Source organism: Streptomyces sp. IBSNAI002 (assembly GCF_052244475.1).
GTDB lineage: Bacteria > Actinomycetota > Actinomycetes > Streptomycetales > Streptomycetaceae > Streptomyces.
In genome coordinates this window covers 3,278,705-3,305,667 of the sequence record NZ_JBQPXG010000002.1, presented here as the reverse complement: position 1 = coordinate 3,305,667, position 26,963 = coordinate 3,278,705, and the positions used below count along the sequence as shown (strand labels likewise).

Genomic DNA, 26,963 nt, shown 5'->3' with positions numbered 1-26,963 from the left:
AACTTGGCGAAAAGCATTCGATCAGGAAGCGTTCCGCTCCGCTACCCGCGCGAGAAGCGTACGGTCCGCTCGTGGCCAGTACCCGTAGGGTCACGGCGCCCCCCGGTGCTCGTCGTCGCTGGTGGTAGGGGGGTTGGGGGGACATTCCGGCAAGAGGGGCATCCTGCCGGGAAGTTGGCTGAAAACATGCGGGTGTGGGTGTGCGAATAAGTCAGTCCTGCGGGGACGGCACCGCACGCGGGGCCGAACCGCCGCAGACTCGATGTCCACCCGCGCCCCCGCGTGAGTGCCTGCCGCGCGCGGCGGCGGGCAGCCGCTCCTGGGCCGGGACCCGGGCCAGGGCCCGTTCCGCCCGTTCGGCCCGCTCCGAGTGGCGCAGCAGTGCCCGGCAGGCGGCCGTCACGGCGACCAGGCCGAGCGTGGCGACCGCCGCTCCGCCGAAGGAGGTCCCGTAGACGACGAGGACGACGGGGACGAGCAGGCAGCTGAAGGCGGCCCAGCGCACGACGTCACCCGCGGGGTCGTCCTGGCGGCGTCCTGCGGGGTGCACGGACGAGTGAAGGGCGGAAGGGCGGGCAGGGGCGTGGGGCGGGACGGTGTCGGCGTAGTGGTGGACGGACTGCGTCGGCTGAGCTGGCTGGACGGGGTGTACCGGATGGCCGGGCACGGCGTGCTCCCTGCGGGCTCTTCCTGAACGGTCGGACCCGTGTCCAACGCCGCTCGGGCGGGCTCGGTCACTGCGCGCACGGGTGGCGCCCGGCCCGATCGTCACTGGCTGTAGGGGGCAGCGGGCATTGCCAAGGCGCGCTCGCTCCGGCATGCTCCCTGGGACGCTCTCCAAGGGCGGCAAGCCCTGTGCAGGACAGGAGTGTCGCCGTACCCTGGTGGGTATGGGCTTGGGAAGATGCTTCCCGGACGAGCTCCGTCACCCAGCGTCGCCGAATTTCGCCCCTGTTGCTTCCTCCAAGGACCTCTTCGCCGAGACACCCATGGCCGGTCACGAATTCTCCGAACCCGCGGACCGCAAGCGCAAACGCGTCGCCGACCCCGCGTCGGCCGCCGATCTGCGCGCGGTGGAACAGACACGCCTACCCTGCGATCCGGCCTTCCGGCACGGGGTCGTTGTGGGATTCGACGGATCCACGTCCAGTGAGCGCGCACTCGCGTACGCGATCGGCATGGCCCGTCGCTCCGGCGCCGGTCTGATCATCGTCCATGTCGCCAACCGGCTGCCGACCACCGTCTGGGCCGGCTGCGAGCCGCCCGTCTTCGTCGACGTGCCGGACCACCGCACGGAGGTGCTCGGGCTGGAGCTCGCGTGCGCGGACTACCTGGCCGAGGTGCCGTGGATCCTGGTCGAGCGCGGCGGTGACATCTGCCACGAACTGGAGGAGGTCGGCCGGGAGTATTCGGCCGACGCCATCGTGGTCGGCTCCACGCACGGGATCGTGGGCCGCATCTTCGGCTCGGTGGCGGGCCGCCTGGCCAAACGCGCACAGCGACCCGTCGTTGTCATTCCCTGACTGCTCCCCTCCCTGAAGGGAGGGGATCCCTGGCTTGCGCAGCCTCCCGCGGCGGCGCCTCGGGAGTGCTTCCGCGATCAGTGCCGACCGGGGTCGGACCAGCCCGGACGAGCGTCACGCGCGCGGATTTCTTGTCCCGGGGGGACACGGCTCCGCACGCGGTGCAGGTGTATGTGCGCTCTCCCAGCGGCAGCGCGTGCCGACCCGACCACTTACCGTTGTCGTCTCGTGACCTTTCGTTAAGCCGATTGTGCGGTTGTGCCCCCGTGTAAAGGGTAGATAAATGCTGCTGGGACGCAGCAAACAACTGCAGATCGAAGGGAGCCCGCCGTGGACAATGGTGTCTCTGCGGGAAGCACGGCCTCGACTTCGACCCTGGGGAACATCGCCCTGGGGCTGACCCTTCTCGCGTTCGGTATCGGCCACACCGGTGTCATCGACGGGGTGTCCGCCGCCGACTCCGTGTCGCTCGCGATGTACGTCGGCGGCGCGGCCCTCTTCCTCCTCGGGCTCCTCGAGTACCGCGGCGGCAACGGGTTCAACGGCACCGCGTTCGCGGGCCTCGGCGTCTTCTGGTTCACCTGGGCCAAGGGGGCCGGCGCGTCGGTCTCCGAAGAAGCCGCCGGAACGTTTCTGGTCCTGTTCGCCCTGCTCGCACTGACCCTCACGGTCTCCGCGGCGAGCGGTCTGTTCGGCCAGGGCGTCTACGCCCTGCTGACCCTGTCCCTCCTCCTGCTGGCGATAGCCTCGTTCGCCGGGGGCGACGGGCTCGCCAAGGTGGGCGGCTGGGTCGCCGCCGTGGCCGGGCTGCTGGCCTGGTACGGGGCCACCGCGGCCCTGGCGCACTGGCCGATGGCCGTGGGCAAGGGCTCGCGCCGCGGCGCGGTCGCCGCGGGCTGAGCGTCCCCGGCGCAGACGAAGACCCCCGTGCGCGGTGCGCACGGGGGTCTTCGCACGGCTCGGACGGACCGGCCGTGACTACTCGACGGTGACCGACTTCGCCAGGTTGCGCGGCTTGTCGATGTCCCGGCCCATGGCCAGGGCCGTGTGGTACGCCAGGAGCTGGAGCGGGATGCCCATCAGGATCGGGTCCAGCTCGTCCTCGTTCTTCGGGACCACGATGGTGTGGTCCGCCTTCTCCTGCTCGCGGTGGGCGACGGCCAGGATCCGGCCGCTGCGGGCCTTGATCTCCTCCAGCGCCGCGCGGTTCTTCTCCAGCAGGTCGTCGTCCGGGACGATCGCGACGGTCGGCAGCGAGGGCTCGATCAGCGCGAGCGGACCGTGCTTGAGCTCGGAGGCCGGGTAGGCCTCGGCGTGGATGTAGGAGATCTCCTTCAGCTTGAGGGAGGCCTCCAGCGCCACCGGATAGCCGCGCACGCGGCCGATGAACATCATCGACTTGGCCTCGGCGAACTGGGCCGCGAGCTTCTTGATGTCCTCCTCGCCGTCGAGGATCTCCTGGATCTGCGCGGGCAGCTTGCGCAGGCCCTCGATGATCCGCTTGCCGTCGGTGACGGAGAGGTCCCGGATGCGGCCCAGGTGCACGGCCAGCAGTGCGAAGGCCACGACCGTGTTGGTGAAGCACTTGGTGGAGACGACGCAGACCTCGGGTCCGGCGTGCACGTACACGCCGCCGTCGGCCTCGCGGGCGATGGCGGAGCCGACCACGTTGACCACGCCGAGGACGCGGGCGCCCTTGCGCTTGAGCTCCTGCACCGCCGCGAGCACGTCGTACGTCTCACCGGACTGGGAGACGGCGATGTAGAGGGTGTCGGGGTCCACGACCGGGTTGCGGTAGCGGAACTCGGAGGCCGGCTCGGCGTCCGCGGGGATGCGGGCCATGCCCTCGATGAGGCCGGCACCGATCAGGCCCGCGTGGTACGAGGTGCCGCAGCCCAGGATCTTGACCCGGCGGATGCCGCGCGCCTCGCGCGGGTCCAGGTTCAGGCCGCCCAGGTGGACCGTGTTGAAACGGTCGTCGATCCGGCCGCGCAGCACGCGGTCGACCGCGTCGGGCTGCTCGGAGATCTCCTTGTGCATGTAGGTGTCGTGACCGCCCATGTCGTACGAGGCGGCCTCCCACTCCACGGTCTCGGGGGTGGCGGTGGTGGTGGCGCCGCTGGTGGTGTAGGTGCGGAAGTCGTCGGCCTTCAGGGTGGCCATCTCGCCGTCGTCGAGGGTGACGACCTGGCGGGTGTGGGCGACCAGCGCGGCGACGTCCGAGGCGACGAACATCTCCTTCTCGCCGATGCCGAGGACGACCGGGGAGCCGTTGCGGGCGACGACGATGCGGTCGGCGAAGTCGGCGTGCATGACGGCGATGCCGTAGGTGCCCTCGATCGCCTTGACGGCCTCGCGGACCTTCTCCTCGAGGGAGTCGGCCAGGGAGCGGGCGATCAGGTGGACGATCACCTCGGTGTCGGTCTCCGAGACGAAGACGACGCCCTCGGCCTCGAGCTTGGTGCGCAGTTCGGAGGCGTTGTCCACGATGCCGTTGTGGACGACGGCGACCTTGTTCTCGGCGTCGAGGTGGGGGTGCGAGTTGATGTCGCTCGGGGCGCCGTGCGTGGCCCAGCGGGTGTGGGCGATGCCGGTGGTGCCGGCGAAGCGCTTGGGGACGCGGGACTCCAGCTCGCGGACCCGGCCCTTGGCCTTGACGACCTTCAGGGCCGCGGCCTTCGGGCTGTTGACGACGATGCCCGCGGAGTCGTACCCGCGGTACTCGAGGCGCTGCAGGCCTTCCAGCAGCAGTGGTGCCACGTCACGCTTGCCGATGTAACCGACAATTCCGCACATACGGTTCTGCCCCTCCTGAAGTTCGGTACGTGTGCTCGGTGGCTGGGTCTCAGCCGTGGTCGCCGCGGCTGCGTCAGCCGTAGACGATGCGGCGCAGCTGCCGGAGCGAGAGCTCCGGAGGTGCCACGGCGCGGTGCGGCAGCTCGGCCGAGATCCGCTCGAAGATCTCCGCGTTCACCGCTCCGCCGGACTGCAGTTCCCGGTGGCGGCGGCGGACGAACTCCTCGGTCGTCTCGTCGAAGTACGCGAGCACGTCGAGCACCACCCGGGCGGCTTCTCCCCGCTGCAGCGAGGTGCTGCGCACCAGGTGGTCGACGAGGTCGTCATGCGACGGGCGGCGATCGAGCACCCGTAGATACTGTCGGGTCGCGGCGCTGAACGCAAAGATCCTGCCCGAATTCGGGCAGGATCTCGCTGGTCTGGACCAGTGGAATGGATGGATCCGGTCAGAAACGCCGCAAAACGGCCTGTTTGGCCGCCGTGAACTCCTCCACCGTGAGGATCCCCGACTGGTGCAGCTCACCGAGCTCGCGCAGGCGGCGCAGCAGGGTGTCGTGGTCCGCCGCGGTCTCCGCGTCCGATGCCGCCCCCGACGCGGGGCCCGCCGGCCGCCCGGCCGCTCCCGGGGCCAGGGCCGCGGCGGGAGCCGGCTCGGCCGCGCCCGCCGCCGGGTGGGGCATCCGGGCCGCCACCGCCGCCGCGACCAGGGCCATCAGCGGGTCGTTCTTGAAGCCGAAGAGCTCCACCGTGTAGGGGTCGTACTTGGGCGAGGCGGGCGTCGCGGTGCCCGCCGGGAGGAAGCGCAGCCAGCCGCTGCCCAGCCCCTTCGACGGGGACCACTCCACCGACCGCAGGTCCGCCAGCCGGAACTCCCGCGTCCCGCCGGAGCGTTTGGCCTCCTCGGCCGTCCAGTTCCACTCCAGGGACACCCGGTCGCCGTCGAAGGCCACGGTGCCGTCGCCCGCGCCCGCGGTGATCGGCACCGCGGGGCCCGGCAGCAGGTACGCGCCGGCGGGTCCGGTCTCCACCTGCTCCAGCAGCAGGGCGCTGCGGACCTCGTCCACGAAGTACTCCGCCACCCCGGTCCGGTCCGACTCCACGGTCAGCCGGTACGGGTCGGAGGCGTCCGGCAGCCGTCCGCCGGTCACCTGGAGCAGCGGGTCCGCGCCGTCCCGCAGGCGCAGCCGCAACCGGCCCGCCTTGCGGCCCGGTTCGAAGCTGATCCCGGCCAGCGCGCGCAGCGGTACGGCGACTTCGCCGAGCGTCTGGCGCAGCAGGCCCACCCCCTTGTCGCGGCCCGGCACGATGCGCACCGTGTCCCCGTCGAAGGTCCAAGTGCCGTCCTTCTGGATGATTTCCGCCATCCGTCGATTCTCGCACCGGCCGGCGGGGCCCACTTGGCCTATACCTGACCCATGAGAGTCCTGCGACGCACGCTCGGCACCCTCCTCGTCCTCTCCGCCCTCGGCGCGGCGGTGTCCTGTACCGCCGCCCGGGGCGACGACGCCAGACCCGGCGCTGCGCCCCGCGCCGCCCTGGCCCCCTTCGAACGGCTCCTGCCGGCGCCCGTCTCGGCCCGCGCCGAAGGCCCCGGATACTCCTTCGGCGCGGGCACGGTCATCCGCACGGGCTGGCCCGACGAAGAGGTCCGGCGGGTCGGCGAGCTCCTCGCGGAGCAGCTGCGCGGCCCCAGCGGGCTGCCGCTCCCGGTGGTCGACGGGGCCGGGGGGGACGGCATCCGGCTCCGGATCGACGAGGAGGCCGAGGAGGTCGGGGACGAGGGCTACCGGCTGGAGTCCGGGCCGGCCGGGATCACGCTCACCGCGCGGACCCCCGCCGGGCTCTTCCACGCCGGGCAGACCCTGCGCCAGCTGGTCCCGGTGGCCGGGCCGGGGACGGTGCCCGGCGGGACGGTCTCCGACCGGCCGCGCTTCGCGTACCGGGGCGCGATGATCGACATCGCGCGGCACTTCTTCACGGTGGAGCAGGTGAAGAGGTACGTCGACCAGCTCGCCCAGTACAAGGTCAACACCCTGCACGTGCACCTGACCGATGACCAGGGCTGGCGCCTGGCGATCGACTCCCGGCCGCGGCTGGCCGAGTACGGGGGCGGCAGCGAGGTCGGCGGCGGGCCAGGCGGGCACTGGACGAAGGACGAGTACCGGGAGCTCGTCGGGTACGCGGCGGAGCGGTACGTGGACGTGGTCCCGGAGATCGACATGCCGGGGCACACGAACGCGGCGCTCGCCTCGTACGCGGAGCTGAACTGCGACGGGAAGGCGCCGGCCCGGTACACCGGGATCAAGGTGGGCTTCAGCTCGCTGTGCGTGGCCGAGGAGCGGACGTACGAGTTCATCGACCAGGTGCTCGGCGAGCTGGCGGAGCTGACGCCGGGCCGCTACCTGCACATCGGCGGAGACGAGGCGCACTCGACTCCGGCGGCGGACTACGCGGCCTTCATGGACCGGGCGCAGCAGGTGGTGGGCCGGTACGGGAAGACGGTCGTGGCCTGGCACCAGCTGGCGGCGGCGCGGCCCGCGGAGGGGGCGGTGCTGCAGTACTGGGGGCACGACCGGACGCCGGCCGCGGAGAAGGCGGGGGTCGTGGCGGCCGCGAAGGCCGGGCACCGGCTGATCCTGTCGCCGGCGGACCGGCTCTACCTCGACATGAAGTACGACCTGGCGACGAAGCCGGGACTGGCGTGGGCCGGGCTCGTCCCCGTGAAGAGGTCGTACTCCTGGAACCCCGGGTCCTACCTGGCCGGGGTCCCGGAGTCGGCGGTCCTGGGGGTGGAGGCGCCGCTGTGGACGGAGACGATCGCCACGCGGGCCGACTGGGAGCTGATGGCGTTCCCGCGGGTGCTGGGCCTCGCGGAGCTCGGCTGGTCGCCGGCCGCCGCCCTCGACTGGGCGTCGTACAGCCGGCGGCTGGCCGAGCAGGGCCCGCGGATGGACGCGCAGGACATCGCCTACTACCGGGCGCCGGACGTGCCGTGGTCCTAGCGGCAGGGGTCTGCCCCGAGGGGCGGGCGGCAGTCGAGGGACCGTATCGACTGCCGCCCGGGTCCGGCTACCGCCGCGCGGCGAACGGCGCGACGGGGTTCTTGAGGCTGCCGATCAGCTGGAGTGCGGCGGACGGGTCGGCGAGGTCGACCATCTGCTTGTTGTTGCGCAGCTGGAGGCGGTTCAGGCAGGACAGCTGGAACTCCTCGGCGAACAGGTCGTAGCGCTCGAAGCGGTCCGACAGGGCCGGCATGGAGTCCTGGTAGTCGTGGGCGCAGTCCGCGACCGCCCGCCAGAAGGTGTCCTCCTCGCAGATGCCCTCCCTGGCCAGGATCGGGCCCAGGAAGCGGAAGAAGCAGTCGAAGACGTCCGTGAAGATCGACAGCAGCTTCATGTCCTCCGGGATGTCCGCCCGGACCCGCTCGACCGCGGGCGGCAGCACCGCGTCCGGGTCCATGACCACGATCTCCTCGGCGATGTCCTTGAAGATCGCCCGCTTCACCACGCCGCCCTCGATGACGAGGATGGTGTTCTCGCCGTGCGGCATGTAGGCGAGGTCGTACTGGTAGAAGCAGTGCAGCAGCGGGACCAGATAGGCCCGCAGGTAGGAGCGCAGCCACTCGGCGGGGGTCAGGCCCGATTCCTCGATCAGCGCGCCGGCGAAGGACTTGCCCTCGGCGTCGACGTGCAGGAGCGAGGCCATCGTGGCCAGCCGCTCGCCGTCCTGGAGGGAGCCCACCGGGGACTCGCGCCACAGCGCGGCCAGCATCTTGCGGTACGGGGAGTACCGGTCGGTGGCCCGCTCGTACTGGCGGTGGTGGTAGCCGATCGCCGCCCGCTCGCGGATGATCGAGAAGTCGACGGACCGCAGCACCGGGTCCGACCCGATCAGCTGGTGGAGCCAGTCGTTGATGGCCGGGGTGGCCTCCATGTACGCGGCCGACAGGCCCCGCATGAAGCCCATGTTCAGCACCGAGATCGCCGTCTTGACGTAGTGCTTCTCGGGGGCGCTGGTGTTGAAGAAGGTGCGGATCGACTGCTGCGCCAGGTACGCGTCCGTGCCCTCGCCCAGCAGGACCAGGCGGCGGTTGGCGATCTCGGCCGCGAAGGTGATGGTGGTCTTGTTCCACCACTGCCAGGGGTGGACCGGGAACAGGTGGTAGTCCGCCAGGTCCAGGCCGAGGGCGGTCATCCGCGCGGAGAAGGCCGCGATGGCCTCGTCGCCCAGCTCCTCGCGCATGAACGAGTCGTGGTCCAGGCCCGCGCCCGCCGTGAAGGTGGAGACGTCCTTGCGGGCCGCGACCCACACGAGGTGGACCGGGCTCGCGGTCTCCGGGGCGTACGAGAGGTACTCGTGCACGCCGAAGCCGAGGCGGCCGTTGTTCGCGACGAAGCAGGGGTGGCCCTCGGTCATGCCGGTCTCGATGTCCTGGAAGGAGGACTTCGCGAGGACGGCGGAGGAGATCTGCGGCTTCGTGTACTTGAAGCCCGAGCCGGCCAGCGTGGAGGAGATCTCCTCCAGGTACACGGGCAGGACCTCGGCGCTGAGCCCGAGGGACTCCCGGAGCTCGATGTGGAAGTCGAGGGCGTCCAGGGGGAGCTCGGCGCCGGCCTGGTGGCGGGTGATGGACTCCTCGTCCACCGACCAGTGGTCCAGGGCGTGGCGCGTGGCCGCGAAGCGGTACTCCACCGAGGAGTCGTCGCTCAGGACCGAGTAGAGGCCGGAGTCCAGGAGCGCCGGGGTCAGCAGGCGCTCGTGGGAGAACTCCGCGAGGGCCTTGCGGACCAGGGCGCGGTTGGCGCGGGCCCACAGCTCGGGGGAGAGGTGGGAGACGGCGTCGGCGAGACTCATATCGAGAGCTCCTTGGTGGGGCCGGTGGCCGCCTCGAACTGCGCGCGGGTGCAGAAGCTGAGGAGGGCTTCCTTCTCCGGCTTGGTGATCTGGCGCTCCGGCACGAAGCCGACGGCCTCGTTGAGGGCGTGGACGGCGGTGTTGGCGACGTCCGGTTCGACGACGACGCGCTCGGTGGCCGGGTCGGCGAAGACCGCGGCCATGACGGTCGTGATGACCGCGCGGGTGAACCCGTGCAGCGGCCGGTCGCTGGGCGCGACCAGGAAGTGCATGCCGACGTCGCCGGGCTGGGCCTCGTACAGGCCCACCAGCTCCAGCTCGCCCGGGTCGTACGTCTCCATCAGGAAGGCGGGGCGGCCCTCGTGCAGGCCGATGAAGGCCTGGTGGTGCTCGTGGGCCGCGATCCGCATGTACTCGCGCTCGACGTCCGGCAGCGAGGCGTCCTGCATCATCCAGAACGAGGCCTTGGGGTGCGTGACCCAGCCGTGCAGCAGCTCCGCGTCGGCGAAGGGGTCCAGGGGACGGACGGAGAAGGTCCCGAGGGCCGCGTCGGTGCGGGTGTAGAGGGTCTCGGTGGTGGTGCTCATACGTGCGCGCCTTCCGGGGCTGCGAACTGCTGGAACGCGATGGACTTCTCGACCTTGTAGTGCTCGCGGCCGAGGAGCTCGGCGACGATGTAGGCGTTGCGGTACGCGGCCATGCCCAGGTCGGGGGAGGTCAGGGAGTGGTTGTGCGTGGTGCCGTTCTGGAGGTACACCCCGCGGCCCGTGGTGTCGATGCTGTAGTTGCGGGCGGCGTCGAGGCGGCCGCGGCCGTCGAAGTTCAGCCGCTCGCGCACCGGGGCGAGGAACTCCGGGATCCGGTATTTGTAGCCGGTGGCCAGGACCAGGCCCTCGGAGGCGAGGGTGAAGTCGCGCTCCTGCTCCTCCTGGCGCAGACCCAGGGTGTAGGTGCCCGTGGTGGTGTCGTACGCCGTGCTGTTCAGCGAGGTGTTGGTCAGCAGGGTGGTCGGCACCTGGCCCGGCATGCCGATCTTCTTCTGGTAGAGCAGGTCGAAGATCGCGTTGATCAGGTCGCCGTCGATGCCCTTGAAGAGGTTCTTCTGCTGGGTCTCGAGCCGGTAGCGGGTGTCCTCGGGGAGGGCGTGGAAGTAGTCCACGTACTCGGGGGAGGTCATCTCCAGCGTCAGCTTCGTGTACTCCAGCGGGAAGAAGCGCGGGGAGCGCGTGACCCAGTTGAGCTGGTAGCCGTGCACGTCGATCTCGGCGAGGAGGTCGTAGTAGATCTCCGCCGCGCTCTGGCCGGAGCCGACCAGGGTGATCGACTTCTTCTTCTGGAGCTCGGCCTTGTTCTGCATGTAGGCGGAGTTGTGCAGGAAGTCGCCGCCCAGGTTCGCGCAGGCCTCGGGGACGAACGGCGGGGTGCCGGTGCCCAGGACCAGCCGGCGGGCCCGGTGGGTCTCGCCCTTGTCCGTGTGGACCTCGTACAGGCCGGCCTGCTCGTCGTAGGTGACATCGGTGACCGAGGTGGACCACTGGACGTTGTCGAGACGGTCGGCGGCCCAGCGGCAGTAGTCGTTGTACTCGGCCCGCAGCGGGTAGAAGTTCTCCCGGATGTAGAAGGAGTACAGCCGGTCCTTGTCCTTCAGGTAGTTCAGGAAGGAGAAGGGCGAGGTCGGGTCGGCGAGGGTGACCAGGTCCGACATGAAGGGCGTCTGGAGGTGGGCGCCGTCCAGGAACATCCCGGCGTGCCACTCGAAGTGCGGCTTCGACTCGATGAAGAGGCCGTCGAGCTCGTCGATCGGGGCGGTCAGGCAGGCGAGTCCCAGGTTGAACGGGCCGACGCCGATGCCGATGAAGTCGTGGGTCTTAGCGGTGGAGGGCAAGGGATTCTCCCAGGAACTGCTCGGCATGTGCGGCGAGAAGGTCGAGGACGGCCGTGATGTCGGCCGTCGTGGTCTGCGGGTTGAGGAGGGTGAACTTCAGGTACTGGTCCCCGTCCACCTTGGTTCCGGCGACGACGGCCTCACCCGAGGCGAACAGGGCCTTGCGGGCGTGCAGGTTGGCCTCGTCGACGAGTTCCTTGCGGACGTCGCCCCCGGGGACGTAGCGGAAGACCAGGGTGGAGATCTGGGGCTTGACGACGACCTCGAAGCGCGGGTCGGCGTCGATGAGGTCCCAGCCGGCGGCAGCCAGGTCGATGACCTCGTCGAAGAGGGAGCCGATCCCGTCGGCGCCCATGACGCGCAGGGTCATCCAGAGCTTGAGCGCGTCGAAGCGGCGCGTGGTCTGGATGGACTTGTCGACCTGGTTGGGGATGCGCTCCTCGGCCATGCGGCGCGGGTTGAGGTAGTCCGCGTGGTACGTGGCGTGCTTGAGGGTGTCGCGGTCGCGGACCAGCATGGCGCTCGAGCTGACGGGCTGGAAGAACGACTTGTGGTAGTCGACGGTGACCGAGTCGGCGCGCTCGATGCCGTCGAGGAGGTGCCGGCGGGTGGGGGAGGCCAGCAGTCCGCAGCCGTAGGCGGCGTCCACGTGCATCCACGCGGAGTGCGCGTCGGCCAGGCGGGCGATCTCGGGGAGCGGGTCGATGGACCCGAAGTCGGTGGTGCCGGCGGTGGCGACGACGGCCATCGGGAAGAGGCCCTCCGCGGCGCACTCCTCGAGCTCCAGGGCGAGCACCGAGGTGTCCATCCGGCGGTTGCGGTCGACCGGGACCGAGATGACGGCCTCGTAGCCGAGTCCGAGCATGGCGGCCGACTTCTTCACGCTGAAGTGGCTGGCCTCGGAGGTGAAGATGCGCAGCTTCGGGAGGAGTTCGGCCTTCGTGAGCTCGCGGCCCGCGTCCAGCTCCTTCTTCATGACCAGGCGGCAGGCCTCGTCGCGGGCGAGCAGCAGCGCGTGGAAGTTGGACTGGCTGCCGCCGGAGGTGAAGATGCCGTCCGCGGCCGGGCCGAGGCCGATGCGCTGCGCGGTCCAGTCGACGAGGCGGCGCTCGATGAGCGTGCCGCCGATGGACTGGTCCCAGGTGTCGAGGGAGGAGTTGACGGCCGCGAGGACCGCCTCGCCGAGCACCGCCGGGATCACGACCGGGCAGTTGAGGTGGCCGAGGTAGCGCGGGTGGTGGAAGTACACCGCGTCGCGCAGGTACACGTCCTCCAGCTCGTCCAGGACGGCGGCCGCGTCGCCGAGGGGCTGGTCCAGGTCGATCCCGTTGATGACCGGGGCGAGTTCGTCGACGGATATACCGGTGTGGGGACGCTCCGTGGTCGCGAGTTTGGCGGCGACACGAGCGACGCCCTCGGTGACGGAACGCCGGTAGAGGTCCGCGGTCGTCTCGTTCAGCAGATGCGAGCGCATCAACTTTCCTCCGGGCAGGGGGAGAAGGGGAGGGTGGGGGGTGTGTGAGTCTTAGGTTAGCCTAACCTAAGCGAATAGGCCAAATGAAGATGGGCCCTGGCTGAAAACCAGGGCCCATCTCAACTGCCGTACCGTGTGTGGGAACTGACTAGAGCTCGGACGCGGGGTCCTCGCTCGGGGCCTTGCCCGCGTATGCCTCGGCGAGGAGCTGCTCCTCGCTCGCGCCGAGCCGCCAGTAGCCGGTGAAGCGGACCGAGCGGCGGTCGACGGACCGTTCCTGCACGAAGTGGCGGCGCGTGGCGCGCACCGTGCCCGCCTCGCCCGCCAGCCATACGTACGGGGCTTCGGCGGCGAGCGGGCCGGCCGCGCGCAGCGCGTCCAGCACCTGACCGGTGCGCTCCCGGCCGTCGCCCTCGCGGACGATCCAGGTGATGTCCGCCTCGGCGAGCGTCGACAGTGCGAGCCGGTCGTCCTCGTGCGGCACCTCGAACCAGGCCCGGACCCGGGTCCCGGCCGGCAGCCGGTCCAGGATCGCGGCCGCGGCCGGCAGGGCGGTCTCGTCCCCGTACATCCAGACCGCGTCGGCCCCGGCCGGCGGCTGGAACCGTACCGACTTGTTCTCGGCGACGGCCGGGCCGATCGCCAGGATCCGGCGGCCGGTCACCGCGCGGCCCGCCCAGTGGGAGGCGGGGCTCGAGTCCCCGTGCAGGACGAAGTCGATGTCGACCTCGTCCACGCCCTCGGCCGTGCGGCGCTGCTCGCGCACCGTGTAGGAGCGCATCACCGGCCGGTCCTCGTCCGGCATCCCGCGCCAGGCGGCGAACCAGGTGTCCTGGTCCGTGGACGGGAGCACGGTGTGCTCCCGGCCGGGCGGGGGCAGGAAGAGCGACAGGCTCTGGTCGAAGCCGCCCGAGCGGAAGTCCGCGAGGGACTCACCGCCGAACGTCACCCGGAGGAAAGAGTGTCCGAGGCGGCGCGTGCGGAGCACGTCCAGCGCGAAGAACCGGAAGTGCAGAGCGGCCGGGACGTCGGACGCGGTGACGGTCATACGGAGAGTCCCCCCTGGGATTCAGCCGGAAGGAAGGGCGGTCAGCCGACCTTCTTGGCGTTCTGGATGGCCTTCGCGAGGTCCTCGAGGATCGTGGCGCACTTGTCGTACGAGTAGATCGGCTCGGTGACGCGCGGGGTGATCTGGCCGGCCTTGACGGCGGGCAGCTCGGCCCAGGTGGCCTTCGCCTTCAGGTCCTCCGGCTGCAGGGTGCCGGTGCGGTTGTCGAGGAAGACGACGTCGGCCTTGTACTTGCCGGCGTTCTCCCAGCTGAGGCTCTCGAAGAAGCCGCCCTCGTCCAGCTTCTCCGGGGTGACGAACTCGACGCCCAGGGTCTTGAAGTACTTCAGGTCGGCCGAGGTGTCCGGGGTGGACACGTAGAACAGGTCGGCGGAGCCGGAGCCGACGAGGACCTTGATGCCCGGGTTGGCCTTGGTGGCCTCGCGGACCTTCGCCGCGGCCGCCTCGAAGCGGGCCTTGGCGTCGACGGCCTTCTTGTCGTTCATGTCGGCGCCGAGGGACTTGGCGAGCTCGGCGGTGCGCTCCAGGGCCTTGTCCAGGGTGGCGTCGCCGCCCACGGAGATCGCGGCGGCCGGGGCCAGCTGGAGGATCTTGTCCTTGGAGGCCTCGGGCACGTACCAGTAGCTGCCGTCCCACGTGTTGGTGACGAGCAGGTCGGGCTGGAGGGCCGCGTACTTCTCGACGTTGAACTCGTCGTAGACGTTGCCGATGATCTCGACCTTGGAGATGTCCATCGAGCCGGCCTGGACGTCGGGCTTGCCGTCGGCGGTCTTGGTCGGGCCGAAGACGCCCTTGACCGGGACGCCGTAGTCGTACAGCGCGGCGGCGGTGCCGGTGAAGGCGACGATGTTCTTCGGCTTGGCCTTGGTGCTGACGTCCTTGCCGAGGTCGTCCTTGAAGGTCCAGGCGCCCGACGCCGCGGCGCCCTTGTCCGCGCCGCCGTCGCCCTTCGCCGAATCGGTGCCACCGCACGCGGCCAGAGCCGCGACGAGGCCGAGGGCGCCGCCTGCCGCGATGAAACCGCGGCGGGTGAAGGAGAGGGTGCGGGACTTGGGCATGTGGGTGTCCGTTTTCGTGCGTGCCGGGCGGCGCCTGAGCCGTTCGGTGGGAAGGTTAGCCTAACCTTGGCCGAAAACGGTAAGGGGGTCCTAAGTTTTAGGACCCCCGGCGCGCGGCCGTGCCGCGCGCCGTACCGCGTCCGGTGCTGCGACTAGGCGGAGAAGCCCAGTTCGCGCGCGATGAGCATGCGCTGGACCTCGCTGGTGCCCTCGCCGATCTCCAGGATCTTCGAGTCCCGCCACATCCGCGCCACCGGGTACTCGTTCATGAACCCGTAGCCGCCGTGGATCTGCGTCGCGTCCCGGGCGTTGTCCACGGCCACCGTGGAGGAGTACAGCTTGGCGATCGCCGCCTCCTTCTTGAACGGCTCACCGCGGACCAGCCGCGACGCCGCGTCGCGCCAGCCGATGCGGGCCATGTGGGCGCGCGTCTCCATGTCCGCCAGCTTGAACTGGATGGCCTGGTTGTCGCCGATCGCCTTGCCGAAGGCGTGCCGCTCCTTCGCGTACTTCACCGACTCGTCCACACAGCCCTGGGCCAGGCCCGTCGCGAGCGCCGAGATGGCGATCCGGCCCTCGTCGAGGATCCGCAGGAACTGCGCGTAGCCGCGGCCCTCTTCGCCGACCAGGTTGGCGAGCGGCACCCGTACGCCGTCGAAGGACAGCTCGCGGGTGTCCGAGGCGTTCCAGCCGACCTTGGAGTACGGGGCGGCGACGGTGAAGCCGGGGGTGCCGGACGGGACGATGATCGAGGAGATCTCCGGGCGGCCGTCCGCCTTGCGGCCCGTCACGGCGGTGACGGTGACCAGCCCGGTGATGTCCGTACCGGAGTTGGTGATGAAGCACTTCGAGCCGTTGATGACCCACTCGTCGCCCTCGCGGACGGCCGTGGTGCGGGTGCCGCCGGCGTCGCTGCCCGCGCCCGGCTCGGTCAGGCCGAAGGCGCCCAGCACCTCCCCGGAGCACATCCTCGGCAGCCACTCCCGCTTCTGCTCCTCGGACCCGAAGAGGTAGAGGGGCATGGCGCCGAGGGAGACCCCGGCCTCCAGGGTGATGGCGACGGAGGAGTCGACGCGGGCCAGCTCCTCCAGGGCGATGCCGAGGGCGAGGTAGTCCCCGCCCATGCCGCCGTACTCCTCGGGGAAGGGCAGGCCGAACAGGCCCATGCGGCCCATCTCGGCGACGATCTCGTACGGGAACTCGTGGCGCTCGTACAGGTCGCCGATCTTCGGCGCGATCACGTCGTGCGCGAAGGCCTCGACGGTGCGGCGGAGTTCCTCGTGCTCGGGGGCGAGCCGGTGGTCGAGGGACATGAGTCACTTACTCCTTGTGGGAGAGGGCGCGGACGGTACGGGAGGGGCTGGGTCGTCCCAGCCGTTCGGCCATCCACACGCTCGTGGCGGTGAGGGCGGCCAGGTCGACTCCGGTCTCGATGCCGAGGCCGTCGAGCATCCACACCAGGTCCTCGGTGGCGAGGTTCCCGGTGGCGCTCTTGGCGTACGGGCATCCGCCGAGGCCGCCGGCGGAGGCGTCGACCGTGCTCACGCCGTGCTGGAGCGCGGCGAGGGTGTTGGACAGGGCCTGGCCGTAGGTGTCGTGGAAGTGCACGCCGATGCGGTCGGTGGGCACGCCTTCCTCGTTGAGCGCGCTCAGCAGGGCCTGGACGTGGCCGGGCGTGGCCACGCCGATGGTGTCGCCCAGGCTCAGCTCGTCACAGCCGAGGTCGAGCAGGGCCTTGGCGACGCGGACCACCTGGTGGACCGGCACCGGCCCCTCCCAGGGGTCGCCGAAGCACATCGACAGGTACCCGCGGACGTGCGTCCGGCCCTCCTTGGCCCGGGCCACGACGGGCTCGAACATGGCGAGGGACTCGGCGACGGTCCGGTTGAGGTTGCGCGAGGCGAAGGTCTCGGTGGCCGAGCCGAACACGGCGATGCGGGTGGCACCGAGCGCCAGCGCCCGCTCCAGACCGCGTTCGTTGGGCACGAGCACGGGCAGCGCGGCGTCGACGTCGCCGAGCAGCGGGAAGAGCTCCTCGGCGTCGGCGAGCTGCGGAACCCACTTCGGGTGGACGAAGCTGGTCGCCTCGATCGTGGTGAGGCCGGCGGCGGCCAGCCGGTGGATGAACTCGGCCTTGACGGCGGTGGGGACGGCCGTCTTCTCGTTCTGCAGGCCGTCACGGGCGCCGACCTCGTGGATCCTGACCCGGGCCGGCAGGCCGGGCGCCGGGACGGTCATCGGCAGGCCGCTCACGAGCCGTCCTCCTCGTCCGGGGTGACGACGGCCAGGACCTGGTCCATGGCCACGGTGGCGCCGGGGGTGACGTCGAGTTCGGTGACGGTCCCGGCGTGCGGGGAGGAGATGACGTGCTCCATCTTCATGGCCTCGACCACGAGGAGGCTCTGGCCGGCGGCCACCTTGTCGCCGACGGCCACCTTGACGACCGTGACGGTGCCGGGCATCGGGGCGGCGAGGGTGTCCGCGCCGCCGCGCCCGGCCCCGGTGAGGTGGGCCACGACGGGGTCGTACGCCTGCACGTGCCAGCTGTCCGCGTCGCGGCCCAGCCAGACCCCCTCCGGGGAGGCGGCGTGGCTGAAGCGGTGCGTGACGCCGTCGAGTTCGACGGTGACGGTGTCGGGGGTGCGGGTGACGATCCGGCTGCGGGCCGGTACGCCGGGGGCGCTGCCCCCGGGCCCCCGCGCCTCGATCTCCCCCAGACTCCGTCCGGGGGGACCCCCCGGCGAGGCTGAGTTCGGTGCGACGCCGCCGTCGGCCGCGTCCAGCAGGATCTCGTGCTCGGCGCCGAGCAGGCGGGTGCGGACGGTGACCGGGTCCTGGCCGGGCAGGCGGAAGTGGTGCACCGTCCAGGCCGAGGTGCCGCCGAGGCGCCAGCCGTCGGCGGCGTCGAAGGGATCGACCCACCGGTTCAGCCCGTCCGGCGTGTGAGGACCGGGGTCCGGGGCGGAGCCCCGGGTCCTGGAAGGGGCGGGGTGGGGGAGAGAAGCCTTGAGCAGCGCAGCCGCCGCGTACACCTCCGGAGGGACGCCCTCCGGCAGCAGGGTCGGGAGGTCGCGCTCGACCAGGCCCGTGTCCAGGTCCCCGGACACCACGTCCGGGTGCGCCAGCAGCCTCCGCAGGAAACCGGCGTTGGTCTGGACGCCCAGGATCACCGTGTCCGCGAGCGCGGCCCGCAGCATCCGCAGCGCGGTCGCGCGGTCCGGGCCGTGGACGATGACCTTCGACAGCATCGGGTCGTAGGTGGAGCCCACCGGCACACCCGCCGTCAGCCCGGAGTCGGTGCGCACCGCACCGCCCGACGGCTCCGACAGCGCCAGCACCGTACCGCCGGAGGGCAGGAACCCCCGCGCCGGGTCCTCCGCGCACACCCGGGCCTCGATCGCGTGGCCCGTCAGCCGGATCTCGTCCTGGGTGAAGGGCAGGACCCCGCCCGACGCCACCCGCAGCTGCTGCTCCACCAGGTCCAGGCCGGTGACCAGCTCCGTCACCGGGTGTTCGACCTGGAGGCGGGTGTTCATCTCCATGAAGTAGTAGGAGGACGGGTCCCCGCCCGGGACGATGAACTCCACCGTGCCCGCGCCCACGTACCCGCACGAGCGCGCCGCCTCCACCGCCGCCGCGCCCATCGCCGCCCGGGTCTTCTCGTCCAGCAGGACCGACGGTGCCTCCTCGATCACCTTCTGGTGGCGCCGCTGGAGCGAGCACTCGCGCTCGCCCAGGTGGACCACGTTCCCGTGGGAGTCGGCGAGGACCTGGATCTCGATGTGCCGGGGCCGGTCGACCCACCGCTCGACCAGGAGCGTGTCGTCGCCGAAGGAGGAACGGGCCTCGCGGCGGGCCGACGTGATCTCCTCGGCCAGCACGGCCGCGTCCCGCACCAGCCGCATGCCCTTGCCGCCGCCGCCCGCCGAGGGCTTCAGCAGGACGGGCATGCCGATCTCCTCGGCGGCGGCGACCAGTTCGGCGTCGGTCAGGCCGCTGCCCGAGGAGCCCGGGACCACCGGGACGCCTGCGGCGCGCACCGTCTCCTTCGCCCGGATCTTGTCGCCCATCAGGGAGATCGCCGAGGCCGGGGGCCCGATGAAGCCGAGACCGGCCTCCGCGCACGCCTCCGCGAAGGCCGCGTTCTCCGCGAGGAAGCCGTAGCCCGGGTGGACCGCCTCGGCGCCCGTCCGCCGCGCGGCATCCAGCAGCCGCTCCACCGACAGGTAGCTCTCGGCGGCCGCCGCCGGACCGATCCGGACGGCCGTGTCGGCCTCCCGGACGTGGCGGGCGTCCGCGTCCGCGTCGCTGAAGACGGCCACGGAGCGGATGCCGAGCTCGCGCAGGGTGCGGATGACCCGGACCGCGATCTCGCCGCGGTTCGCGACCAGAACAGTGCTGAACATCAGTGAGGTCCTCACGTCACATACGGAAGATGCCGAAGCCCGAGTCGCCCAGCGGGGCGTTCGCGCACGCGGTCAGGGCCAGTCCCAGCACCTGCCGGGTCTCCATGGGGTCGATGACCCCGTCGTCCCACAGCCGCGCCGTGGCGTAGTAGGCGTTGCCCTGCTCCTCGTACTGGGCGCGGACCGGGGCCCTGAAGGCCTCCTCGTCCTCGGCCGGCCACTCCTGGCCGGCGCCCTCGATCTGGTCCCGCTTGACCGTGGCCAGCACCGAGGCCGCCTGCTCGCCGCCCATCACGGAGATCTTGGCGTTGGGCCACATCCACAGGAAGCGGGGCGAGTACGCCCGCCCGCACATCGAGTAGTTGCCGGCGCCGTACGAGCCGCCGACCACCACCGTCAGCTTCGGGACCCGGGCGCAGGCCACGGCCGTCACCATCTTGGCGCCGTGCTTGGCGATGCCGCCCGCCTCGTAGTCGCGGCCGACCATGAAGCCGGAGATGTTCTGGAGGAAGAGGAGCGGGATGCCGCGCTGGTCGCACAGCTCGATGAAGTGCGCGCCCTTCTGGGCGGACTCGGCGAACAGGATGCCGTTGTTCGCGATGATCCCGACCGGGTGGCCGTGGATCCGCGCGAAGCCGGTGACCAGCGTCTGGCCGAACTCGGACTTGAACTCCTGGAAGCGGGAGCCGTCCGTGATCCGCGCGATGATCTCGCGGGCGTCGTACGGGGTGCGGGAGTCGACCGGGACCGCGCCGTACAGCCCGTACGGGTCCACCTTGGGCTCCTCGGGAGCCTCCACCGACCAGGGCAGGGCCCCGCGCCCGGGCAGGGTCGCCACGATGTTCCGTACGATCCGCAGCGCGTGCGCGTCGTCCTCCGCGAGGTGGTCGGTCACGCCGGAGACGCGGGAGTGGACCTCGCCGCCGCCGAGCTCCTCGGCCGTGACCACCTCACCGGTGGCGGCCTTCACCAGCGGCGGGCCGCCGAGGAAGATCGTGCCCTGGTTGCGGACGATGACGGCCTCGTCGCTCATGGCCGGGACGTACGCGCCGCCCGCCGTGCAGGAGCCGAGGACGGCGGCGATCTGCGGGATGCCGGCGCCCGACATGCGCGCCTGGTTGTAGAAGATGCGGCCGAAGTGCTCCCGGTCGGGGAAGACCTCGTCCTGCATCGGCAGGAAGGCGCCGCCCGAGTCGACCAGGTAGAGGCAGGGGAGACGGTTCTCCAGTGCCACCTCCTGGGCGCGCAGGTGCTTCTTGACGGTCATCGGGTAGTACGTGCCGCCCTTGACGGTGGCGTCGTTCGCGACGATCACGCACTCGCGTCCGCTGACCCGTCCGATGCCCGCGATGACCCCGGCGGCGGGGGCCGCGCCCCCGTACATGCCCTCGGCGGCCAGCGGGGCCAGCTCCAGGAAGGGGGACCCGGGGTCCAGGAGGGCGTCCACCCGGTCGCGGGGGAGGAGCTTCCCGCGGGCGGTGTGGCGGGCGCGGGCCTTCTCGCCGCCGCCGAGCCGCGCCGCGTCGAGCCGGGCCCGCAGGCCTTCGGTGAGCTCGCGGTGGGCGGCCTCGTTGGTCCGCCAGGCCTCGGACGCCGGGTCCGCGGCGCTCGTCAGCACTGGTGCCTGCTGCATCGGTCGAGCTCCCTTGCTCGGTGCACGCTGTTAATGAGCGTTAACGCATGTGCCGCCTAGGTTAACGAGCGCTAACGGCCCTGTCTAGAATGGTTTCCCATGAGCACCAGTGCCGCCGCCCCGACACGTCGCGAGCAGATCCTCGGCGAAGCCGCCCGCCTCTTCGCCGCGCGCGGATTCCACGGCGTCGGGGTCGACGAGATAGGGGCCGCGGTCGGCATCAGCGGCCCCGGCCTCTACCGCCACTTCGCGGGCAAGGACGCCATGCTGGCCGAGCTGCTGGTCGGCATCAGCGAACGGCTGCTGACCGGCGGCCGGCGCCGGGTGGAGGAGGCCGCGGGCGATCCCGCGCTGGTCCTGTCCTCGCTCATCGACGGGCACATCGACTTCGCCCTCGACGACCGGGCGCTGATCACCCTGCACGACCGCGAGCTCGACCGGCTGCGCGACGCCGACCGCAAACTCGTCCGGCAGCTCCAGCGCCAGTACGTGGAGCTGTGGGTGGACGTCGTACGGGAACTGCACCCGGAGGTGGGCGAGGCGGAGGTACGCGTCTCCGTGCACGCGGTCTTCGGCCTGCTGAACTCCACCCCGCACCTGGCGGCCCTCGGGCGGGAGGCCACGGAATCCCTGCTCCGGCGGCTCGCGCACGGGGCGTTCGGGGCTCTGACGGTGTGAACCGGCGCGTCCACCGGTCGGAATGGGCACGGCGCCTGCGGCCGGGCGGCGGCAGAATGGGCCGCATGCCGAAGCCGATAGAGACGCCCCCGCCCAGCCGCGCCGAACTCGTCGACCACCTGGTCCGCACGCGCATCGCGGGACAGGTAGCCACGCCGCGCGAGAACAACCTCTCCCACTACCGCAAGCTCGCCAACGGTGACCGGCACTACTGGCTCGGGCTGGAGCTGGGCGACCGCTGGAGCGACGAGCAGGACGTGCTCGCCGTGATGGCGGAGCGCTGCGGGGTCGTGGACGACCCGGCGCACCGCTTCGGCCAGGACACCATCGACCCCGAGCTGACCGTGGCCGGCCTGGACCGGCTGGCGGCCCGGCTGCGCAAGGCCGCGCTGGACCGGCAGAGCGTGCTGCTGGCCACCGGGCACCCGGGCGGGCTGCTGGACGTCCACCGGGCCACGGCGGCGGCCCTGCGGGCGGCGGGCTGCGAGATCGTGGTGATCCCGGCCGGGCTGACCGCCGACGAGGGCTCGGTGTGGCAGTTCGCGGACGTCGCCGTACTGGAGCGGGGCGCGACGCTGTGGCACACCCACTCGCCGGAGCCGATGGCCGCGATCCTGGACGGGCTCGCTGCGGCCGGCCGGCCGCAGCCGGACCTGGTCGTCGCCGACCACGGCTGGGCGGGCTGCGCGGCGCAGCGCGGACTGGACGCGGTGGGGTACGCGGACTGCAACGACCCGGCGCTCTTCCTCGGCGAGGCCGAGGGGACCCTCCAGGTGGCGGTCCCGCTGGACGACCACGTCCGCGACCCGCGTTTCTACGACCCGATGACCGCCTACCTGCTGTCCGTCGCCGGGCTGCTGGACGGCTGACGCCGGGCCGTCCGTGGCCGGACCCAGGGGGTGTCTGACGGGTGTCCGCGGCGTCGCGACGCCGCTCCTTCCCCACGGACACCCGTCAGAGACCCCCTAGGCTCGCGGCCATGACGGACACCCCGCACCCCCTGTCGGCGCCGGACGCCTTCCGGGGGCTTCCGCCCGGCCGGCTCGTCACCCGGGACGCCCGGCGCAGGCGGCTCGGGCGGATCCGGCAGGAGCCGGTGCTGTGGCTCTCCGACGGGCCGGTCGACGCCCCTGCCGCCGCGTACCCGGCGCCGCCCGGGCTGCGGACCGTACTGCTCCACGACCGGCACGGGCCCGCGGACTGGTGGGACACCCCGGAGTTCCTGCGGCCGGGGCAGGTGTCCGGCCCCGGCGGCCACCGGGTCCAGCCGGTGCTCCGGGAGTTCTGGGAGGCCGTGGTCCCGGACCCGGAGGAGGGCCCGGAGGGCGAGGACCTGATCGCCCCCTTCGGCCGCACCTGGCCGGGGCTCGCCGCGGCGGCCCACCCCCGGGAGGCGGACCCCGGCGCGGGCGCCGACGCGCTCGCCCGGCAGCTGATCCGCGACGGCACGCTCGGCCGCCCCCGCCTGGCCCTGGTCCCGGCCGGGCGCGGCGCCGACATCCCGGCCGCGATCGGCTGGGCCGGTCCGGTCAACCACGAGAACGACACGGGCCGGATCAGCGCCGTCCTGCGCTCCTGGGAGGACCGCTACGGCGTCCGGGTCCTGGCCCTCGGTTTCGCCACCCTCGACCTGTACGTCCCCGCTCCGGCCCGCACTCTCGCCGAGGCCCTGCCGCTGGCGGCCGAGCACTTCGCGTTCTGCCCGGACAACGTCCGGCAGGGCTCCGGCACGGTCCGCGACTACGCCCGGGAGGCCCTGGTCGGCGCGGTGCACTGGTCGTTCTGGTGGGACTAGACCGTGCCTTCCGGAGCCGGGGCGCCGGCGGTCATGCGCGCGGAACGCGTACGACACCCTCCTGGATGACGGTCACGGCCAGCCGGCCGTCCTGGGTCCAGATGCGGGCCTGGCCCAGACCCCGGCCGGCCGCCGCCGACGGGGACTCCTGGTCGTACAGCAGCCACTCGTCCGCGCGGAACGGCCGGTGGAACCACATCGCGTGGTCCAGCGAGGCGCCGACCACATCGCCGACCGCCCACCCGCCGCGCCCGTGCGCGAGCAGCACCGAGTCCAGCAGGGTCATGTCGGAGACGTACGTGGCCAGGCAGGTGTGCAGCAGGGAGTCGTCGCTCTCCAGCTTGCCGGCCGTACGGAACCACACCTGGGAGCGCGGCTCCACCGGCTCGCCGACGCTGCCCCAGGGAGGGGTCGTGGCGTACCGCAGGTCCACCGCGCCGCGCGCCTCGATCAGCCGCTCCACCGTGCCGGGGTCGCGGAAGATCTCCCGGTACGCGGGCAGTGACTCGGCCGCGGTCGGCAGCGTCTCCGGGTCGGGCGCGGAGGGCATGGCGGCCTGGTGGTCCAGGCCCTCCTCGTGCGTCTGGAAGGACGCCGAGAGGTGGAAGACCGGCTGGCCGTGCTGGACGGCGACCACCCGGCGCGTGGTGAAGGAGCGCCCGTCGCGGATCCGGTCCACCGAGTAGACGATGGGCGCGCCGGGATCCCCGGCGCGCAGGAAGTACGAGTGCAACGAGTGCGCGGTGCGGTCCTCGGGCACGGTGCGGCCGGCCGCGACCAGCGCCTGGGCCGCGACCTGGCCGCCGAAGACCCGCGGTACCACCGCCGAACGGCTGGTGCCGCGGAAGATGTTCTCCTCGATCTGCTCGAGGTCGAGCAGATCGAGGAGCGTCGTCAGTGCCTCGTTCATGGGGGAAGGGTAGGTGCCCCGACTCCCTTACAGGCCCATGGACTTGGCGATGATGGACTTCATGACCTCGCTGGTGCCGCCGTAGATGCGGTTCACGCGGTTGTCGGCGTACAGGCGGGCGATCGGGTACTCGTTCATGTAGCCGTAGCCGCCGTGCAGCTGGAGGCACTTGTCGATCACGCGGTGCGCGACCTCGGTGCAGAAGAGCTTGGCGGAGGCGGCCTCGGCGGCGGTCAGCTCACCGGCGTCCAGGGCCTCGAGGGCGCGGTCGGCGACGGCCTCGGCGGCGTCCACCTCGGCCTGGCAGGCGGCCAGCTCGAACTTGGTGTTCTGGAAGTGCGCGACGGGCTTGCCGAAGACGGTGCGCTCCGTCACGTACTGCTGGGCGAACCGGATGGCGGCCTTGGCCTGCGCGTACGCGCCGAAGGCGATGCCCCAGCGCTCGGAGGGCAGGTTGGCGCCGAGGTAGTAGAAGCCCTTGTTCTCCTCGCCGAGCAGGTCCTCGACCGGCACCTTCACGTCGACGAACGCCAGCTCGGCGGTGTCGGAGGTGCGCAGGCCGAGCTTGTCCAGCTTGCGGCCGATGGAGTAGCCCTCGGACTTGGTGTCCACGGCGAACAGGGAGATGCCGAAGCGGCGGTCCTCCGCGCTCGGGGCGGAGGTGCGGGCGCAGACGATCACGCGGTCGGCGTGGACGCCACCGGTGATGAAGGTCTTGGCGCCGTTGAGGACGTAGTGCGTGCCGTCCTCGGAGAGCTTGGCGGTGGTCTTCATGCCCGCGACGTCGGAACCGGTGCCCGGCTCGGTCATCGCCAGTGCCCACATCTCCTCGCCGGAGACGAACTTCGGGAGGTAACGCTTCTTCTGCTCGTCGTCGGCGAGCATCTTGATGTAGGGGAGGGCGAGCAGCACGTGCACGCCGGATCCGCCGAAGTTCACGCCCGCGCGCGAGGTCTCCTCGTAGAGCACGGCCTCGAACTTGTGGGTGTCCAGACCCGCGCCGCCGAACTCCTCGGGGACGTTGATGCCGAAGACACCGAGCTCGCCGAGCTTGTAGTAGAAGTCGCGCGGCGCCTGGCCGGCCTGGAACCACTCGTCGTAGACCGGGACGACCTCGGCCTCGATGAAGGCGCGGATGGTCTCGCGGAACGCCTCGTGGTCCTCGTTGAAAACGGTACGGCGCACGGCCGACTCCTCTCGGTGGCGGCGCTACGCCGCTTATGCCTAAGCGCTTGCTCAGACTAAGTTACCGGCGGGTTGTCGTCCCTGTCCATACCGGGTTCGCGACCGTCAGTACGAGAACGCCATGGGCCGGTCGGGGTCCTCGTCGTCGCCGCCGATCCGGCGGGGCGTCGCGAGGTCGGACGCGGTGACCTCCGGCGGGCCCGCCATGACGGCCCTGGCCAGGAGGCGGACCTCGATGAAGGCGAGGAGCGCGTACAGCAGGCCGAACGCGGTGAGGGAGGCGATGACCTCGCCGTGGGACACGCCGGGCGAGACGGCGTCGGCGGTGCGCAGGACCCCGTAGACCACCCAGGGCTGGCGGCCCATCTCGGTGAAGATCCAGCCCCAGGAGCAGGCGATCAGCGGGAAGGCCAGCGTCCACACGGCCGCCCGCCAGTACCAGGTGGTCAGCAGGGACCCCAGGGTCCTGCCGCGGGTCAGCGCCAGGTGCGGGACCTCGTCCTCGCCGGTCCGCAGCTCCGGGGCGAGCAGGATCTTGCGGCGGGTCAGCCACAGCCCCACCGCGCCGACGGCGAGCGAGGTCATCCCGAAGCCCATCATGAAGCGGAATCCCCAGAACGCGACCGGGATGTCGGGCTTGTAGTCCCCGGGCCCGTACTTCGCCTGCTCGGCCGCCTCCGTGTCGTTGATGCCCGCCACGTACGCCGTGAAGTTGCCCTCCGCGAGGAAGGACAGCAGCCCCGGCACCGACCACTCCACCCGGTTGTGCCCCTCGGAGACGTCCCCGATGGCGAAGACGGAGAAGGGCGCCGACGTCTGGCCGTCCCAGAGGGCCTCGGCCGCGGCCATCTTCATCGGCTGCTGCTGGACCATCACCTTGCCGAGGCTGTCCCCGCTGAAGGCCACCAGCACCCCCGCAACCACCATCGTCACCATGCCCAGCCGCATCGAGGCGCGCATCACCGGCACGTGCCGGCCGCGCCGCAGGTGCAGGGCCGAGATGCCCAGCATGAAGGCGCCTCCGGTCAGGAAGGCGGCGGTGAGGGTGTGGTAGACGACGACCAGGGTGGTGTTCTGGGTGAGGACGAGCCAGAAGTCGGTGAGTTCGGCGCGGCCGCGTTCCCCGTTGATGCGGTAGCCGACGGGGTGCTGCATCCAGGAGTTGGCGGCCAGGATGAAGTAGGCGGACAGGATGGTGCCGAGGGAGACCATCCAGATGCAGGCCAGGTGGATCCTCTTCGGCAGTCTGTCCCAGCCGAAGATCCACAGGCCGACGAAGGTCGACTCGAAGAAGAAGGCGATCAGCGCCTCGAAGGCCAGCGGGGCCCCGAAGACGTCACCGACGAACCGCGAGTAGGCGGACCAGTTCATCCCGAACTGGAACTCCAGCACGATCCCGGTGACCACCCCCACCGCCATGTTGATCAGGAGCAGCGTTCCCCAGAACTTCGTGGCCGCGAGGTACTTCTCCCGCCCCGTGCGCACCCACGCCGTCTGGAGCACCGCGACCAGGGTCGCGAGGGAGATCGTGAGCGGGACGAACAGGAAGTGGTAGACGGTCGTCATGGCGAACTGCCACCGGGCCATCGTGTCGAAGGCCACTGCCAGCTCCATCCGGATCCTCCCTCGCCTCGCCGGCCCCGTCCGCAGGGGACACTCTCGCCCCGGGCGGCCGCGCCGCCCGGCAGCGGCGGCCC

The 26,963-nt window shown here is 71.4% G+C and carries 23 protein-coding genes and 1 pseudogene; 6 read left to right on the top strand and 18 right to left on the bottom strand.

Annotated elements, in window-relative coordinates; genetic code table 11:
- Positions 1-211: 211 nt before the first annotated feature.
- Complete coding sequence (locus tag ACTVZO_RS15910; protein ID WP_443299008.1) at positions 212-667, bottom strand: hypothetical protein; 456 nt, start codon at positions 665-667, stop codon at positions 212-214.
- Positions 668-989: 322 nt separating this feature from the next.
- Here ACTVZO_RS15910 and ACTVZO_RS15905 point away from each other — a divergent pair, with 322 nt between their 5' ends.
- On the top strand, positions 990-1,523 hold the full coding sequence (locus ACTVZO_RS15905; RefSeq protein ID WP_384223281.1) for a universal stress protein: 534 nt from the start codon (positions 990-992) through the stop codon (positions 1,521-1,523).
- Here the strand turns inward: ACTVZO_RS15905 and ACTVZO_RS15900 are convergent.
- A pseudogene (locus ACTVZO_RS15900) lies at positions 1,513-1,725 on the bottom strand (RNA-guided endonuclease TnpB family protein); the annotation flags it as partial. The gene ACTVZO_RS15905 and the pseudogene ACTVZO_RS15900 sit on opposite strands and share 11 nt — an antisense overlap.
- 128 nt (positions 1,726-1,853) lie before the next feature.
- Here ACTVZO_RS15900 and ACTVZO_RS15895 point away from each other — a divergent pair.
- Positions 1,854-2,423: an acetate uptake transporter gene (locus tag ACTVZO_RS15895; protein WP_443299007.1), complete on the top strand. Its 570-nt coding sequence runs from the start codon at positions 1,854-1,856 to the stop codon at positions 2,421-2,423.
- A 78-nt stretch (positions 2,424-2,501) separates the two neighbouring features.
- Here ACTVZO_RS15895 and glmS read toward each other — a convergent pair whose 3' ends face one another.
- From glmS to ACTVZO_RS15880, 3 genes are all read right to left on the bottom strand, one after another.
- A complete protein-coding gene (gene glmS / locus ACTVZO_RS15890; protein ID WP_384223276.1) occupies positions 2,502-4,319 on the bottom strand; it encodes a glutamine--fructose-6-phosphate transaminase (isomerizing) in 1,818 nt (605 codons plus the stop codon).
- A gap of 73 nt (positions 4,320-4,392) precedes the next feature.
- Positions 4,393-4,668, bottom strand: a complete 276-nt coding sequence (locus ACTVZO_RS15885) for a hypothetical protein (protein WP_443299006.1) — start codon at positions 4,666-4,668, stop codon at positions 4,393-4,395.
- 97 nt (positions 4,669-4,765) lie between these two features.
- The gene (locus tag ACTVZO_RS15880; RefSeq protein ID WP_443299005.1) at positions 4,766-5,683 is read right to left on the bottom strand and encodes a DUF4429 domain-containing protein; all 918 of its coding nucleotides are present in this window, start codon (positions 5,681-5,683) and stop codon (positions 4,766-4,768) included.
- Between the two features lie 51 nt (positions 5,684-5,734).
- Between ACTVZO_RS15880 and ACTVZO_RS15875 the strand changes: the two genes are divergently transcribed.
- The gene (locus ACTVZO_RS15875) at positions 5,735-7,321 is read left to right on the top strand and encodes a beta-N-acetylhexosaminidase (RefSeq protein ID WP_443299004.1); all 1,587 of its coding nucleotides are present in this window, start codon (positions 5,735-5,737) and stop codon (positions 7,319-7,321) included.
- A 67-nt stretch (positions 7,322-7,388) separates the two neighbouring features.
- On the opposite strand, the gene ACTVZO_RS15870 is transcribed toward ACTVZO_RS15875, so the two are convergent.
- The 10 genes from ACTVZO_RS15870 to ACTVZO_RS15825 all read right to left on the bottom strand — a co-directional run bounded on the left by ACTVZO_RS15870 (position 7,389) and on the right by ACTVZO_RS15825 (position 20,698).
- Positions 7,389-9,173 (bottom strand): IucA/IucC family protein, encoded by a 1,785-nt coding sequence (locus tag ACTVZO_RS15870; protein WP_443299003.1) that lies wholly within the window; start codon positions 9,171-9,173, stop codon positions 7,389-7,391.
- Positions 9,170-9,760, bottom strand: coding sequence for a GNAT family N-acetyltransferase (locus ACTVZO_RS15865; RefSeq protein WP_443299002.1), 591 nt, complete (start codon positions 9,758-9,760; stop codon positions 9,170-9,172). Before ACTVZO_RS15865 ends, ACTVZO_RS15870 begins: the two co-directional genes overlap by 4 nt.
- Positions 9,757-11,085: a lysine N(6)-hydroxylase/L-ornithine N(5)-oxygenase family protein gene (locus ACTVZO_RS15860; protein ID WP_443299001.1), complete on the bottom strand. Its 1,329-nt coding sequence runs from the start codon at positions 11,083-11,085 to the stop codon at positions 9,757-9,759. Before ACTVZO_RS15860 ends, ACTVZO_RS15865 begins: the two co-directional genes overlap by 4 nt.
- Positions 11,042-12,532, bottom strand: a complete 1,491-nt coding sequence (locus ACTVZO_RS15855; protein ID WP_443299000.1) for a pyridoxal phosphate-dependent decarboxylase family protein — start codon at positions 12,530-12,532, stop codon at positions 11,042-11,044. The genes ACTVZO_RS15860 and ACTVZO_RS15855 overlap by 44 nt, the downstream gene beginning before the upstream one ends.
- A 148-nt stretch (positions 12,533-12,680) precedes the next feature.
- The gene (locus ACTVZO_RS15850) at positions 12,681-13,580 is read right to left on the bottom strand and encodes a siderophore-interacting protein (RefSeq protein WP_443298999.1); all 900 of its coding nucleotides are present in this window, start codon (positions 13,578-13,580) and stop codon (positions 12,681-12,683) included.
- A gap of 41 nt (positions 13,581-13,621) precedes the next feature.
- Positions 13,622-14,659 carry an ABC transporter substrate-binding protein gene (locus ACTVZO_RS15845; RefSeq protein ID WP_443298998.1) on the bottom strand — a complete coding sequence of 346 codons (1,038 nt, stop codon included), beginning with the start codon at positions 14,657-14,659 and terminating at the stop codon, positions 13,622-13,624.
- A gap of 152 nt (positions 14,660-14,811) precedes the next feature.
- A complete protein-coding gene (locus ACTVZO_RS15840) occupies positions 14,812-15,972 on the bottom strand; it encodes an acyl-CoA dehydrogenase family protein (protein WP_443298997.1) in 1,161 nt (386 codons plus the stop codon).
- Between the two features lie 7 nt (positions 15,973-15,979).
- The gene (locus tag ACTVZO_RS15835) at positions 15,980-16,897 is read right to left on the bottom strand and encodes a hydroxymethylglutaryl-CoA lyase (RefSeq protein ID WP_443303188.1); all 918 of its coding nucleotides are present in this window, start codon (positions 16,895-16,897) and stop codon (positions 15,980-15,982) included.
- Between the two features lie 11 nt (positions 16,898-16,908).
- Entirely contained in the window at positions 16,909-19,065 is a 2,157-nt protein-coding gene (locus ACTVZO_RS15830; RefSeq protein WP_443298996.1) for an acetyl-CoA carboxylase biotin carboxylase subunit, read from the bottom strand.
- A 16-nt stretch (positions 19,066-19,081) separates the two neighbouring features.
- Positions 19,082-20,698, bottom strand: a complete 1,617-nt coding sequence (locus ACTVZO_RS15825) for a carboxyl transferase domain-containing protein (protein WP_443298995.1) — start codon at positions 20,696-20,698, stop codon at positions 19,082-19,084.
- Between the two features lie 99 nt (positions 20,699-20,797).
- Between ACTVZO_RS15825 and ACTVZO_RS15820 the strand changes: the two genes are divergently transcribed.
- From ACTVZO_RS15820 to ACTVZO_RS15810, 3 genes are all read left to right on the top strand, one after another.
- Positions 20,798-21,376, top strand: a complete 579-nt coding sequence (locus ACTVZO_RS15820) for an SACE_7040 family transcriptional regulator (protein ID WP_443298994.1) — start codon at positions 20,798-20,800, stop codon at positions 21,374-21,376.
- Between the two features lie 56 nt (positions 21,377-21,432).
- Positions 21,433-22,245, top strand: coding sequence for a phosphatase (locus ACTVZO_RS15815; RefSeq protein WP_443298993.1), 813 nt, complete (start codon positions 21,433-21,435; stop codon positions 22,243-22,245).
- 110 nt (positions 22,246-22,355) lie between these two features.
- Positions 22,356-23,171, top strand: coding sequence for a DUF4253 domain-containing protein (locus ACTVZO_RS15810; protein WP_443298992.1), 816 nt, complete (start codon positions 22,356-22,358; stop codon positions 23,169-23,171).
- Positions 23,172-23,202: 31 nt separating this feature from the next.
- On the opposite strand, the gene tesB is transcribed toward ACTVZO_RS15810, so the two are convergent.
- The 3 genes from tesB to ACTVZO_RS15795 all read right to left on the bottom strand — a co-directional run bounded on the left by tesB (position 23,203) and on the right by ACTVZO_RS15795 (position 26,880).
- Complete coding sequence (gene tesB / locus ACTVZO_RS15805) at positions 23,203-24,081, bottom strand: acyl-CoA thioesterase II (RefSeq protein WP_443298991.1); 879 nt, start codon at positions 24,079-24,081, stop codon at positions 23,203-23,205.
- 27 nt (positions 24,082-24,108) lie between these two features.
- Complete coding sequence (locus tag ACTVZO_RS15800) at positions 24,109-25,266, bottom strand: acyl-CoA dehydrogenase family protein (protein ID WP_384223232.1); 1,158 nt, start codon at positions 25,264-25,266, stop codon at positions 24,109-24,111.
- Positions 25,267-25,371: 105 nt separating this feature from the next.
- Positions 25,372-26,880, bottom strand: a complete 1,509-nt coding sequence (locus tag ACTVZO_RS15795; protein WP_443298990.1) for a cytochrome ubiquinol oxidase subunit I — start codon at positions 26,878-26,880, stop codon at positions 25,372-25,374.
- Between the last annotated feature and the right edge of the window lie 83 nt (positions 26,881-26,963).

Bases quoted from the DNA above. Each gene is read 5' to 3' on its own strand.
- glmS (WP_384223276.1), bottom strand. From the start codon at position 4,319: ATGTGCGGAATTGTCGGTTACATCGGCAAGCGTGACGTGGCACCACTG.
- ACTVZO_RS15830 (WP_443298996.1), bottom strand. From the start codon at position 19,065: ATGTTCAGCACTGTTCTGGTCGCGAACCGCGGCGAGATCGCGGTCCGG.
- tesB (WP_443298991.1), bottom strand. From the start codon at position 24,081: ATGAACGAGGCACTGACGACGCTCCTCGATCTGCTCGACCTCGAGCAG.
- ACTVZO_RS15840 (WP_443298997.1), bottom strand. From the start codon at position 15,972: ATGTCCCTCGACCACCGGCTCGCCCCCGAGCACGAGGAACTCCGCCGC.
- ACTVZO_RS15845 (WP_443298998.1), bottom strand. From the start codon at position 14,659: ATGCCCAAGTCCCGCACCCTCTCCTTCACCCGCCGCGGTTTCATCGCG.
- ACTVZO_RS15825 (WP_443298995.1), bottom strand. From the start codon at position 20,698: ATGCAGCAGGCACCAGTGCTGACGAGCGCCGCGGACCCGGCGTCCGAG.
- ACTVZO_RS15880 (WP_443299005.1), bottom strand. From the start codon at position 5,683: ATGGCGGAAATCATCCAGAAGGACGGCACTTGGACCTTCGACGGGGAC.
- ACTVZO_RS15860 (WP_443299001.1), bottom strand. From the start codon at position 11,085: ATGCCGAGCAGTTCCTGGGAGAATCCCTTGCCCTCCACCGCTAAGACC.
- ACTVZO_RS15835 (WP_443303188.1), bottom strand. From the start codon at position 16,897: ATGACCGTCCCGGCGCCCGGCCTGCCGGCCCGGGTCAGGATCCACGAG.
- ACTVZO_RS15855 (WP_443299000.1), bottom strand. From the start codon at position 12,532: ATGCGCTCGCATCTGCTGAACGAGACGACCGCGGACCTCTACCGGCGT.
- ACTVZO_RS15870 (WP_443299003.1), bottom strand. From the start codon at position 9,173: ATGAGTCTCGCCGACGCCGTCTCCCACCTCTCCCCCGAGCTGTGGGCC.
- ACTVZO_RS15875 (WP_443299004.1), top strand. From the start codon at position 5,735: ATGAGAGTCCTGCGACGCACGCTCGGCACCCTCCTCGTCCTCTCCGCC.
- ACTVZO_RS15810 (WP_443298992.1), top strand. From the start codon at position 22,356: ATGACGGACACCCCGCACCCCCTGTCGGCGCCGGACGCCTTCCGGGGG.
- ACTVZO_RS15795 (WP_443298990.1), bottom strand. From the start codon at position 26,880: ATGGAGCTGGCAGTGGCCTTCGACACGATGGCCCGGTGGCAGTTCGCC.
- ACTVZO_RS15820 (WP_443298994.1), top strand. From the start codon at position 20,798: ATGAGCACCAGTGCCGCCGCCCCGACACGTCGCGAGCAGATCCTCGGC.
- ACTVZO_RS15850 (WP_443298999.1), bottom strand. From the start codon at position 13,580: ATGACCGTCACCGCGTCCGACGTCCCGGCCGCTCTGCACTTCCGGTTC.
- ACTVZO_RS15865 (WP_443299002.1), bottom strand. From the start codon at position 9,760: ATGAGCACCACCACCGAGACCCTCTACACCCGCACCGACGCGGCCCTC.
- ACTVZO_RS15815 (WP_443298993.1), top strand. From the start codon at position 21,433: ATGGGCCGCATGCCGAAGCCGATAGAGACGCCCCCGCCCAGCCGCGCC.
- ACTVZO_RS15905 (WP_384223281.1), top strand. From the start codon at position 990: ATGGCCGGTCACGAATTCTCCGAACCCGCGGACCGCAAGCGCAAACGC.